At 70.5% G+C, this 11,855-nt stretch carries 7 protein-coding genes; 3 read left to right on the plus strand and 4 right to left on the minus strand.

The features are described 5' to 3' along the window. Positions 1-31: 31 nt before the first annotated feature. Positions 32-2,323: a DUF6049 family protein gene (locus RM590_RS05875; protein WP_311703284.1), complete on the minus strand. Its 2,292-nt coding sequence runs from the start codon at positions 2,321-2,323 to the stop codon at positions 32-34. Positions 2,324-2,509: 186 nt separating this feature from the next. Between RM590_RS05875 and RM590_RS05880 the strand changes: the two genes are divergently transcribed. Beyond that, positions 2,510-3,946, plus strand: a complete 1,437-nt coding sequence (locus RM590_RS05880) for a CCA tRNA nucleotidyltransferase (RefSeq protein ID WP_394813805.1) — start codon at positions 2,510-2,512, stop codon at positions 3,944-3,946. A 21-nt stretch (positions 3,947-3,967) separates the two neighbouring features. Here the strand turns inward: RM590_RS05880 and RM590_RS05885 are convergent, their stop codons facing one another. The 3 genes from RM590_RS05885 to RM590_RS05895 are packed head-to-tail and all read right to left on the minus strand — an operon-like array spanning position 3,968 to position 9,538. Further along, positions 3,968-5,299: an MFS transporter gene (locus RM590_RS05885; protein ID WP_311703286.1), complete on the minus strand. Its 1,332-nt coding sequence runs from the start codon at positions 5,297-5,299 to the stop codon at positions 3,968-3,970. Beyond that, on the minus strand, positions 5,289-6,812 hold the full coding sequence (locus RM590_RS05890) for a glycosyltransferase family 87 protein (RefSeq protein WP_311703287.1): 1,524 nt from the start codon (positions 6,810-6,812) through the stop codon (positions 5,289-5,291). The genes RM590_RS05885 and RM590_RS05890 overlap by 11 nt, the downstream gene beginning before the upstream one ends. Before the next feature lie 47 nt (positions 6,813-6,859). Beyond that, positions 6,860-9,538, minus strand: coding sequence for a transglycosylase domain-containing protein (locus RM590_RS05895; RefSeq protein WP_311703288.1), 2,679 nt, complete (start codon positions 9,536-9,538; stop codon positions 6,860-6,862). 483 nt (positions 9,539-10,021) lie between these two features. Here RM590_RS05895 and RM590_RS05900 point away from each other — a divergent pair, with 483 nt between their 5' ends. Beyond that, positions 10,022-10,627, plus strand: a complete 606-nt coding sequence (locus RM590_RS05900; RefSeq protein WP_311703289.1) for a PadR family transcriptional regulator — start codon at positions 10,022-10,024, stop codon at positions 10,625-10,627. Between the two features lie 55 nt (positions 10,628-10,682). Next, a complete protein-coding gene (locus tag RM590_RS05905; RefSeq protein ID WP_311703290.1) occupies positions 10,683-11,765 on the plus strand; it encodes an inositol-3-phosphate synthase in 1,083 nt (360 codons plus the stop codon). The last annotated feature ends 90 nt before the right edge of the window (positions 11,766-11,855 follow it).

The raw sequence follows: 11,855 nt of genomic DNA on the forward strand, positions 1-11,855 counted from the left end.
ACGGGCCGGTGGTGCCCCTCCGGCTGGCGGCTCACTCGTCGGAGTCCAGCCTCTCACCCCTGGACGGGGTGCCGGTGGCGCCGCCGCCGGTGTCGGCCCCGGTCTCACCCTCGGGGGCGTCGGCGTTTTCACGTGCGCCGACTCCCGCGCCGGCGGGCTGCCGCGCGGCGCGCTTGCGTTGCGTGTACATACGGATGCCGGCGAGCACGACCAGCAGCACGCCGCCCGCGATCACCATCATGACCTCGGAGGTGATCGACGTGACCTCGGCGCGGAAACGCATGGGCTCGCCATAGGGCTTGCCATCGGCGTAGAGCCGGGCCTCCAGATAGAAGACGCCGTTCGCGCGGGCCGTGGTGGAGAACTTCACCGACTGGCTGTGGCCGCCGCTGATGGTGATCTCCTGCGGCTCACTGACCTCCAGGCCCAGGCGCCTGCTGGAGGTCAGCCGCAGCTCCAGGTTGTGCACGTCCTGGACCAGGTTGTTCTGCACGGTGACCGGGATGGTCGCGCTGCGCCCGGACAGGGTGATGGGGGACTTGGGAATCAGATGCACCCGCTCGGTCAATTCCTCCAGACCGTCCTGGACGGTGGAGCGGTACTCGGCGGCCTCGTCCTCGTTGCCGCGCCAGGAGACCGACATCTCGCGGCGTATGGCGTTCCCGAAGGGGGGCGCGACGCGGTCGTCGCGGGTCAGGATCACCTGGAAGTCCTCCAGCGTGCGCTGCGTCTCGCGCATCGACTGGAACGCGCCGACGGGCAGCTCCTGAGCGCGCAGCTCCCGCGGGTAGTCCCCGGCGCCGGGCACCTCCTGGTTCGCCGCCGGGTCCGGCTCGGCCTGCGCCGCGTCCGACAGGTCCGCGAAGGCGACCCAGTGGGCGTCGTCCCGCAGCGTCACCAGGGCGTCGGCCATCGCCTGCGCCTGCGCGGCGGACGGCATGCGCTGCGGGGCCATCACGATGCTGCGCTCGTTGGCGGGCTCCTGCTGAGTGATCGCCAGCGTCTGGGCGAGCAACTGCTGCTGCGCCAGCGAGGCGTTCGCCGTGGAGGTCATGTCGCCCTCGAACAGCGTGGACAGCCGGGCGTCGGCGACGATCGCCGTGGTGCCGCCGCCGATGGGGCGGACGGCGCTCGGGGTGTACGTCAGGTCGCCCGGGCGGAGGCTGTCGCTGCGCGTGATGACGTGGTGGGCGCCGGCCGAGGTCGCCACCGAGACGATCTCGGGGTCGATCGCGCCCTCCACGGGCCAGGCGAAGTCGGTGCTGGCCTGCACGCCGTTGAGAACGGTCTCCACGGTGGTGCCGGCCGCCTCGGTGGCCGTGGCGAGCTGCCCGAGCGCGCCCTGCACGTCGATGCCCTGGTGGGCGAGCGAGGCCAGGTCGGGGTCGCCGAAGGGCAGCGCGACGACCTCGTCGCCGTTCACCGCCTCCTCCAGCTTCAGCAGCCAGGCGCGGGCCTGGTCCTGGCCGTCGCCGTTGACGAGCTCGTCCCCGTCGAAGACCCGGTACTCCTCCGTCATGGCGTCCACGGACGCCAGCAGATCGGGGTCGACGACCCAGGTCACCGGCAGGTCGGCGCCCAGGGAGACGAGCTGGTCGAGCCGCCCGCCGGGGGAGATCTCCGCCAGCAGCGACTCGTCGCGGAACGCCGGCGTCTGCGCCTCGTCCGCGCCCATCTGGGCCGTGAGATGCGTGGTGGAGATCAGCGGCCACAGCACGGTGAGCCGGGTCTGCGGGGAGTCGGCCGTGCCCTCGCCCGGCTGCCAGGGCAGCACGGTCCGCCCGACGCCGAGCACCTGGTCCCAGCGGGCGTCCTCCCGCTGGCCGGTGAGCCCCACGCCGAGCTGATAGACGCCGTCGTCGCCGAGGGCCAGCGCGGAGACGGGCACCTGGAGCGAGAAGGTGCGGGACATGCCCGGCTCGATGGTGCCGATGTCCTGCCCGTGGCCTCGTACTATGCCGCCGTCCGCGGCCTGGTCGAAGCCGGTCCGGGCGAGCCACTCGTCAATGGCGCTGCGGCCGGACAGCGGCACGCCCTGCCGGGCCTCCACCGAGCTGTCGATGATCGCGGAGGAGCCCTCGTTGGTGATGGTGCCGCGGATGGAGAGGGTGTCCTCCTCCCCGGGCGCGACCGGGGACACCTCGGTGATGGCGACGGTCGCGGAACGGTCCCCGGTGCCGAAGTCGTCGGCGGGCGCCGCCGCCATAGCCGTCGGGACCAGTCCGGTCAGCAGAGGAAAGGACACCACCACCGCCAGCAGGGAGGCCAGCCGTCGTCCGCGGCCGGCGGATGATCCCCGGCCCCGCATCCGCGACACTGCCACGCGTCAGCCCCGTTCCCTCGTCCGCAACCCGCCCTCATGGTAACGATGATCGGCCCCGGAGAGTGTCGCGGACCAGGGGAGGACCCGGGGGAAGCCCGGGGACGTCGCGGGCACGTACGCTGTGCTGTTGTGCCGAATGACAGGAACAACGCTCAGCCCCGCCAGCCCGCGGCCGAGATCGGCCACGTGCAGCGCCGGGCCGTGGGCGAGCTGCTGCGGGTCTCCCCCATCGCCGACGATCTCGCCGCGCGCTTCTCGCACGCCGGGTTCTCCCTGGCACTGGTGGGCGGCTCGGTGCGCGACGCGCTGCTGGGGCGGCTCGGCAACGACCTGGACTTCACCACCGACGCCCGGCCCGAGGACGTGCTGCGCATCGTCCGGCCCTGGGCCGACGCCGTCTGGGACGTGGGCATCGCCTTCGGCACCGTCGGCTGCCGCAAGTCCGCGCCCGACGAGACGGGGCAGGGCACTCACAAGGGCTACCAGCTCGAAATCACCACCTACCGCTCCGAGGCGTACGATCGCAGCTCCCGCAAGCCGGAGGTCGTCTACGGCGACTCGCTCGAGGAGGACCTGAGGCGCCGGGACTTTACGGTCAACGCGATGGCCGTCGCCCTGCCGCAGAAGGAGTTCGTCGATCCCCACAACGGGCTGGCCGACCTCGCCCACCGTGTGCTGCGCACCCCGGGCACCCCGGAGGAATCCTTCTCCGACGACCCGCTGCGGATGATGCGCGCCGCGCGCTTCGCCGCGCAGCTCGACTTCTCGGTGGCCGAGCCGGTGCGGACAGCCATGACGGACATGGCCGACCGGATCGACATCGTCTCCGCGGAGCGGGTCCGGGACGAGCTGAACAAGCTCCTCCTCAGCGACCAGCCGCGCAAGGGAATCACGCTGCTCGTCGAGACCGGGCTGGCCGAGCGTGTGCTGCCCGAGGTGCCGGCGCTGCGGCTGGAGCGCGACGAGCACCACCGGCACAAGGACGTCTACGAGCACAGCCTGACCGTGCTGGAGCAGGCGATCGCGCTGGAGGGCGACGAGCGGGATCTGGTGCTGCGGCTGGCGGCCCTGCTGCACGACATCGGCAAGCCGCGCACGCGGCGCTTCGAGAAGGACGGCCGGGTCTCCTTCCACCACCACGAGGTGGTGGGCGCCAAGATGACGAAGCAGCGGCTGTCCAGCCTCAAGTACCCGAGCGAGATCATCAAGGACGTGAGCCGGCTGGTCGAGCTGCACCTGCGGTTCCACGGCTATGGCACCGGTGAGTGGACCGACTCCGCCGTGCGCCGCTATGTGCGCGACGCGGGCCCGCTGCTCGACCGCCTGCACAAGCTGACCCGCTCGGACTGCACCACCCGCAACAAGCGCAAGGCCCTGGCTCTCTCCCGCGCCTACGACAGCCTTGAGGAGCGCATCGAGCGGCTCAAGGATCAGGAGGAGCTGGACGCCATCCGGCCCGATCTCAACGGCAACGAGATCATGCGGATCCTCGACATCGGCCCCGGTCCGGAGATCGGCAGGGCCTACCGTCATCTACTCGAACTCCGCCTGGAGCACGGCCCGCTGGAGCACGAGAACGCGGTGGCCGCGCTCAAGGAGTGGTGGGCCGCCCAGCAGCGCTGAGCCTCGTGGGCGCCCTCCTGCTCAGGCGGGCGCCCCGTTTGTTTCACGTGAAACGGCGGCGCGGTTCAGCCGGTGGACACCGACGGCGGTGGCGGCGTAGAGCACGGAAACCGTGAGCAGTAGCGCCGCCGAGCGTCCGTCCGAGGGCAGCATCAGCGCGGCCAGCCCGGCGGCTCCCACAAAGGCGATGTTGAAGAGCATGTCGTAGAGGGAGAACACCCGGCCGCGGAAGGCGTCGTCCACCGAGGCCTGCACCACGGTGTCCGTGACGATCTTGCTTCCCTGGCTCACCAGCCCCAGCACAAACGCGGCCGTCACCACGGGCACCGGGCGGAAGGACAGTCCGAGCGCCGGCACCAGCAGCGCGGCCAGCGCGGCGCAGGTCGCGAACCAGCCGAGCTCGCGCAGCTTGGCGACGGCCCAGGGGGAGACCACGGCGGCGACGAAGAAGCCGACGCCGGACACCCCGACCGCGATCCCCAGCCAGGCCATGCCGTCGTCGCCGGTGGTCTTGTCCGCCCAGGCGTGGCGGCAGAGCATGAGCACGGTCACCAGCAGGGCGCCGTAGCAGAACCGCATCATCCCCAGCCCGCCGAGCGTCCAGGCCGCGATCGGGCGCCGGCCGAGGTGTCGCAGCCCGGCCAGCAGGCCGCGGGCCGTGCCGGTGAGCGCGGGCCAGAGCCGCCGCACCACCTCGTCCTCCTCCGGCCCCAGCAGACCCGCCCGCATCCGCAGTGCGGACAGCCCGGCCGTCAGATAGATGCCGCTGGCCAGCCCCAAGGCGAGGGCGTCCTGCGCGTTCTGGCCCTGGGCCAGGAACTGCACCGCGAAAGCCGCGCCGCCGCCGACCGTGGCCGCGAGCGTGCCCGCCGTCGGGGAGAGGGAGTTGGCGACCACCAGCCGCTCACCGTTCACCACGCGCGGCAGGCCCGCCGACAGCCCGGCGAGGATGAACCGGTTGACCGCGGTCACCGACAGGGCGGAGAGGTAGAACAGCCAGTCCGGTGCGCCGCCCAGCACCAGGGTGCAGGTGCCGGCGGACAGGACGCAGCGCAGCACGTTCCCGTGGAGCAGCACCTGGCGGCGGCGCCACCGGTCCAGCAGCACCCCGGCGAACGGCCCGAGCAGCGAGTAGGGCAGCAGCAGCACCGCCATCGCGGCGGCGATGTCGGTGGCCGAGGTCTCCTGCTCGGGGGAGAACACGACGTAGGCCGCCAGCCCCACCTGGAAGACGCCGTCGGCGAACTGCGACAGCAGCCGGACCGTGAGCAGTTGGCGGAAGCCGGGGAAGCGCAGCAGGGTGCGGAGGTCGGCGAGCGCCGAGGTCCGCTGCTCCGGTCTCTCATGTTTCACGTGAAACGTCATCCGGGGGGCTCGGGGGACGGGGGGAGGCGGCCGGGGCTGGCAGGGTGCGTTCGGAGACGCCCCAGTCGACGAAGGCGGTGGGCGCGGCCTTCTGCTCGTGGGTTCGGCGCAGGGTGAAGACATCCGGTGCGCCGTCCAGTACGCCGCCCCCGGGATCGTCCACGGGGGAGTCCCGGCGGATGGGGTCGTACTCCGGACGGAGCACATCGCGGACGACCATGCCGCACAGGTAGAGCGTGCCCAAAAGGTGGAGCAAAATGGCGAGTTGATAGCCGCCGGGGGACAGGCCCTGCTGGTCCTCGCCGTTGAGGTAGGCGAGGTACATCCAGATGCCGAGGTAGTAGAGCACCTCGCAGCCCTGCCAGATGAGGAAGTCGCGCCAGCGCGGCCGGGCGAGGACGGCCAGCGGAATCAGCCAGAGGACGTACTGCGGGGAGTACACCTTGTTGGTGACGACGAACAACGCGACGACGAGAAAAACCAGTTGCGCCAGCCGCGGCCGACGGGGCGCGGTGAGGGCGAGCACGGCGATGGCGGCGCAGCCGATGACCATCAGCGTGGTGGCGTAGAGGTTGACGTCGTCGATCGGGGTGTCGGCGCGCTGGGAGATGATCAGCCAGAACGAGCCGAAGTCGACCGGGCGTTCCTCGCTGAAGGTGTAGAACTTCGCCCAGCCGTCCCGGGCGGCGAGGAGCACCGGCAGGTTCACCGCGAGCCAGGCGCCGGCCGCGGCGGCGGTGGTGGCGGCGAACTCCCGCCAGCGTCCGGCCCGCCAGCACAGCAGGAGCAGTGGCCCCAGCAGCAGGACGGGATAGAGCTTGGCCGCGGTGGCGAGGCCGAGCAGGAGTCCGGTGGCCACCGGGCGCCCGCGGGACCACATCAGCAGGGCGGCGCAGGTAAGGGCGCCGGCCAGCAGGTCCCAGTTGATGGTGGCCGTGAGAGTGAGGGCGGGGGCCAGGGCGACGAGGAGCCCGTCCCAGGGCCGCGCGCGGTGCATCCGGGTCACGCAGACGGCGATGACGACGGCGCAGATCATCAGCAGGCCCGCGTTGACCACCCAGTAGAGCTGCGCGGGGCTTGGATCGGAGGTGCCGCCCGGGGTCAGCCAGGCGGCGACCTCCATGAACAGCCCGGTGAGAACGGGGTACTCGAGGTACTCCATGCCGCCGGAGAGCTCCGCCGGGATGCGGTCGAAGTACGGGGTGAGCCCGTCGGCGAAGCCGCGGCCGTGGTACAGGTGCGGGATGTCGGAGTAGCAGGCGTGGGTGTACTGGTCGGTGGGGCCGCGGAACCAGCCGCTGTTGTAGCAGGGCGCCTTCTGCACCATGCCGAGGGCGAACATCCCGATCATCACCAGCGCGATGACCCGCACCGGGGTCCACCAGCCGCCGACGGAGATCGCGCGCCGGCCGGCCGGGCCGCCGATCAGCTCACTGCCCGCGGCGGCCACTTCGTCCTGGACGGTGGGCCGTACGGCCGTTCGCGGGTTCGGATGCACCATGTGCACATCCTGCCGCACGGCCCCACCGTCGAGGGGTCAGGGCACAGCTATCCGGTGCCGCCGAACCAGCCGGTGGCGCCGTCCGTGCCCTCGGCGGTGTTGCCCTGGTCGGTGCCTTGGTCCGTGCCCTGGTCGGTCCCCTGGTCCGTGCCCTGGTCGGTGCCTTGGTCCGTGCCCTGGTCGGTCCCCTGGTCCGTGCCTTGATCGGTCCCCACATCCGTGCCGCCGTCGGTGCAGGCCGGATCCCATTCGTTGCACGGCTCGGACGGGTCGTCCGTGGGGTCGGTCGGGTCGTCGGTCGGGTCGTCGCTCGGCTCGTCGGACGGCTCGTCCGTGGGGTCGACCGGCTCGTCGGTCGGGTCGGTCGTCTCCACGGGCGGTGGCGGCTCGGGGCTTTCGGCTCCGCCGCCGTAGTGCATCTCGCCGATCTCGCCGGGCTCCGGGAACTCCTCGACGGGCTCGCCCTCCATGGCCGCCTGCATGAACGCCAGCCAGACGTCCAGCGGCAGCGAACCACCGTTGATCCGCTCCTTGTCGGCCGTGCCGTACATCGACATGAAGCCCATCTGCTCGCCCTCGGCCAGGTCGTCCTCGGAGTCCGGGAGGCGCCACATGCCGATCGCGGTGGAGAGCTGGGGGGTGTAGCCGACGAACCACGCGCTCTTGTTGTCGTCGGTGGTGCCCGTCTTCGCGGCCACCGGCCGGTCCAGCTCCTGGGCCCGCCGGCCGCTGCCCTCGTCGCCCTCGACGACCTCGGTCAGCACGTCGGTGACGTTGTCCGCGACATTGGATTCGAACGCCTGATCGGTGGCGGCCTCGTGCTCGAAGTCGACGCCCCGCGCGGGGTTCTTCGCGCTGGTCACCGAGTAGGGATCGGCCTGCTCGCCGCTCGCGGCGAACGTGGCGTAGGCGGACGCCATCCGGATCGGCCCCGGGGTGGAGACGCCGAGCGCGAAGGTCGGCACGGTGTCGTCCGCCTTGCCCAGGCTCTCCGGGCTCAGCCCGGCGTCCTCGGCCGCCTGGGCGACCGTCGCCGGGCCGATGTCCATGCCGAGCTGCACGAACGGCGCGTTGGCGGAGACCTCCATGGCCTCGCGCAGCGTGACGTCACCCTGCGAGTGACCCTCGAAGTTCGCCTGGTGCCATTCCTCGTCCTCGCCCGTGTCCGAGTTCTCCACGAGCACGGGATCGCCGTTGTAGTTGCGGATGAGGAGGCCGTCCTCGCTGAGGTATTCGGCGTCCGGCGAGAGCCGCGTCCGATCCTCCGGGGGCTGCTCGGCGTCCCCCTCCGGATCGCGGATGCCGTCGCGCATGGCCGCCGCGAGAACGAAGGGCTTGAATGTCGAGCCGACCTGGGCGCCGACGTTGTCGGCGTTGTTCACGAAGTGCTCGGTGTAGTCCTCACCGCCGTAGATGGCCTTGATCGCGCCGTCCCCGGGCACCACCGCGGCGCCGCCGAACTGGACGTGCCGGTCCTCCGGGCGCTCCTCGGGGTCGAGGTTCTCCTCCTGCACCCCCTGCACGGCCTGCTCCATCTGCTCCACCATCTCCTTGTTGAAGGTGGTGTGGATCTGCCAGCCGCCCATGTCGAGCTCTTCCCGGGTGGCGATGTCCTGCGCGATCAGGTAGTTGTCGGCGAGGGTCGTCAGGTAGCCGATCTGCCCGGCCTGCTCCATCGCCGGGGTCGGCGGATTGGGGTCCGGGAACCCCTCCTCCGCGATCGCCTGCCGCTCGGCGGCGTCCAGGTTACCGACCTCCACACGCCGGTCCAGCACCCAGGACCAGCGCTCCTCGGCCCGCTCCTGGTTGGCCTGGTTGATGTCGTTCACCGTGTCGCCCTCGCCGCCGATGAACGGGTCGTAGAGCGCGGGGCCCTTCAGCAGCGAGGTGAGGAAGGCGCACTCGCTGTCCGTGAGGTCGATGGCGTCCTTGCCGTAGTACGCCTGGGCCGCGGCCTGGATGCCCAGTGCGCCGCGGCCGAAGTCCGAGGTGTTGAGATACCCCTCCAGGATGTCGTCCTTGGAGGTCTCCGCCCCCACCTTGACCGAGAGCAGCAGCTCGCGCGCCTTCCGCTCTATGGTCTGGTCCTGGGTGAGGTACATGTTCTTCACGTACTGCTGGGTGATCGTCGAACCCGACTGCACTTCGCCGCCCCGGGCCATGTTCAGCACGGCGCGGCCGATGCCCATCAGGTCGATGCCCGGGTCGGAGTAGAAGCTCGCGTTCTCCGCGGAGATCACCGAGTCCTGCATCGCCGCCGGGATCTCCGACAGGGGGAGGTTCTGCCGGTTGACGTTGCTCGCGCCGGAGACGACCATCCGGGAGCCGTCGTCCCAGTAGTAGACGTTGCTCTCCTGCATGGCGATCTCGTTCTGATCGGGGATCTCCGTCAGCGCGTACGCGACTCCGACGAGGCCGATCAGCAGGCCCATGAAGGCGATGGACGAGCCGAGGACCTGCTTCCAGGAAGGCACCCAGCGCCGCAGCCCCCGGTACCCCGAGCGCGGGTAGTCGATGAAGCGCTTCTTCTTCGGCGGCTCCGACGCCCGCCGCCGCCGTGCGGCCCGGCCCGTGCCCTCGGCGGCGCCCGTGCCCTCGGCCGCGCTCGCCGCCCGCCGGCGGCCCCCGCCGCCGCCGCGCTGCGCGGCCCGTCTGGCCTCGGCCCGGCTCCCGTACGGTCGCTCCGGCGGCGTGTCCGGCCCGCCTCCCGGCCCCGCAGGAGGCACGGGTGGCGGGGTCGCCCGGTGACCGGACGGCCCCGCGGCCCGGCGACCGCGGGACTGCGGCGGTTTGCGACGGTGCTCGCTCATGGGACAGCTACTCCTCGGACAGACACAAGCGCCTGGTGACGGCAGGTACTTCTCATGACATCCAGTCCCCCGATGTGCGGTCCGTCCACGTGTACGGGCGCACTACACCTAGAACGATGACGCTGAGAGGCATCGCTGGGTTCCCGGTCATGGCGGTCTGCACGGGCCCAAGACTACGCAGCCCCAAACAGCCATCTTTCCGAGCGCATAGCACAATTGGGGCATTACACCCCTGGTGAAGTGAAGATGTGACCCCCTTCACCGGGTCCTCGCTTGCCCGCTTCCGCCCGCCGTTCTATCGTGTCGATGTATCGAGCTGATACATCGGCTCAATGCATCGCACCAACACTAAGCTCGAAAGGCACGGCACGACGGATGAGAACGGAGGTGACCTCCCGGGTGAGCAGGCGCTCAGGTGTCCTGGAGTTCGCCGTTCTCGGCCTCCTGCGCGAGTCGCCGATGCACGGATACGAGCTGCGCAAGCGGCTCAACACCTCGCTGGGCGTCTTCCGGGCCTTCAGCTACGGCTCCCTCTACCCCTGCCTGAAGACCCTGGTCCAGCAGGGCTGGCTGGCCGAGGAGCCCGGTGGAAGCCCCGACGACCCGCGCGCCACGCCGCTGTCCAACCGCAGAGCCAAGATCGTCTATCGGCTCACGGCCGAGGGCAAGGAACGTTTCGAGGAACTGCTCGGCCAGACCGGCCCCGACGCCTGGGAAGACGAACACTTCGGTGTCCGCTTCGCCTTCTTCGGCCAGACCTCGCGGGACGTGCGCATGCGCGTCCTGGAAGGGCGCCGCAGCCGCCTGGAGGAGCGCCTCGCCAAGATGCGCGCCTCCATGTCCCGCACCAGGGAAAAGCTGGACGCCTACACCCTCGAACTGCAGCGCCACGGCATGGAGTCCGTGGAACGCGAAGTCCGCTGGCTCAACGAGCTGATCGAGAGCGAGCGGGAAGGACGCGACCAGCGCGATCAGCGCGGCCCGTCCGACGACACCACCACCTAATCACCCCCGCGACGACGCGGGGTCATGTCGAGAACACACACAGGGAGCAACCGGAATGGGTTCGGTTCGCGTAGCCATCGCCGGCGTGGGCAACTGCGCCGCCTCGCTGGTACAGGGCGTCGAGTACTACAAGGACGCCGCCCCGGACAGCCGGGTCCCGGGTCTGATGCATGTCCAGTTCGGCGACTACCACGTCTCGGACATCGAGTTCGTGGCCGCGTTCGACGTCGACGCCAAGAAGGTGGGCATCGACCTCGCGGACGCCATCGGCGCCAGCGAGAACAACACCATCAAGATCTGCGACGTGCCCCCCTCCGGCGTGACCGTGCAGCGCGGCGAGACCCACGACGGTCTGGGCAAGTACTACCGGGAGACCATCACCGAGTCCGACGAGGAGCCGGTCGACGTCGTCCAGGTCCTCAAGGACACCCGCGCCGACGTCCTCGTCTGCTACATGCCCGTGGGCTCCGAGGACGCCGCGAAGTACTACGCCCAGTGCGCCATCGACGCCAAGGTGGCCTTCGTCAACGCCCTGCCCGTCTTCATCGCCGGGACCAAGGAGTGGGCCGACAAGTTCACCGAGGCCGGCGTGCCGATCGTCGGTGACGACATCAAGTCCCAGGTCGGCGCCACCATCACCCACCGCGTGATGGCCAAGCTCTTCGAGGACCGCGGCGTCATCCTCGACCGCACGATGCAGCTCAACGTCGGCGGCAACATGGACTTCAAGAACATGCTGGAGCGCGACCGGCTGGAGTCCAAGAAGATCTCCAAGACCCAGGCCGTCACCTCCCAGATCCCCGACCGGGACCTCGGCGAGAAGAACGTCCACATCGGCCCGTCCGACTACGTCGCCTGGCTGGACGACCGCAAGTGGGCCTACGTCCGCCTCGAGGGCCGCGCCTTCGGCGACGTTCCGCTGAACCTGGAGTACAAGCTGGAGGTCTGGGACTCCCCCAACTCCGCCGGTGTCATCATCGACGCCCTCCGCGCCGCCAAGATCGCCAAGGACCGCGGCATCGGCGGCCCGATCCTGTCGGCCTCGTCCTACTTCATGAAGTCGCCGCCCGAGCAGTACTTCGACGACATCGCCCGCGAGAAGGTCGAGCAGTTCATCCGCGGCGACATCGAGCGCTGACACACCGAAGTAGCTGACACGCGGAAGTAACCGCGCACCCAGCGACGGGAAAACGACGAAAAGCGGCAGCCCCGGTCCCATCCCGGGGCT

The sequence above is a fragment of the Streptomyces litchfieldiae genome (genome assembly GCF_031845365.1).
Classification (GTDB): Bacteria; Actinomycetota; Actinomycetes; order Streptomycetales; family Streptomycetaceae; genus Streptomyces; species Streptomyces litchfieldiae.

Bases quoted from the DNA above. Each gene is read 5' to 3' on its own strand.
- RM590_RS05905 (WP_311703290.1), top strand. From the start codon at position 10,683: ATGGGTTCGGTTCGCGTAGCCATCGCCGGCGTGGGCAACTGCGCCGCC.
- RM590_RS05890 (WP_311703287.1), bottom strand. From the start codon at position 6,812: ATGGTGCATCCGAACCCGCGAACGGCCGTACGGCCCACCGTCCAGGAC.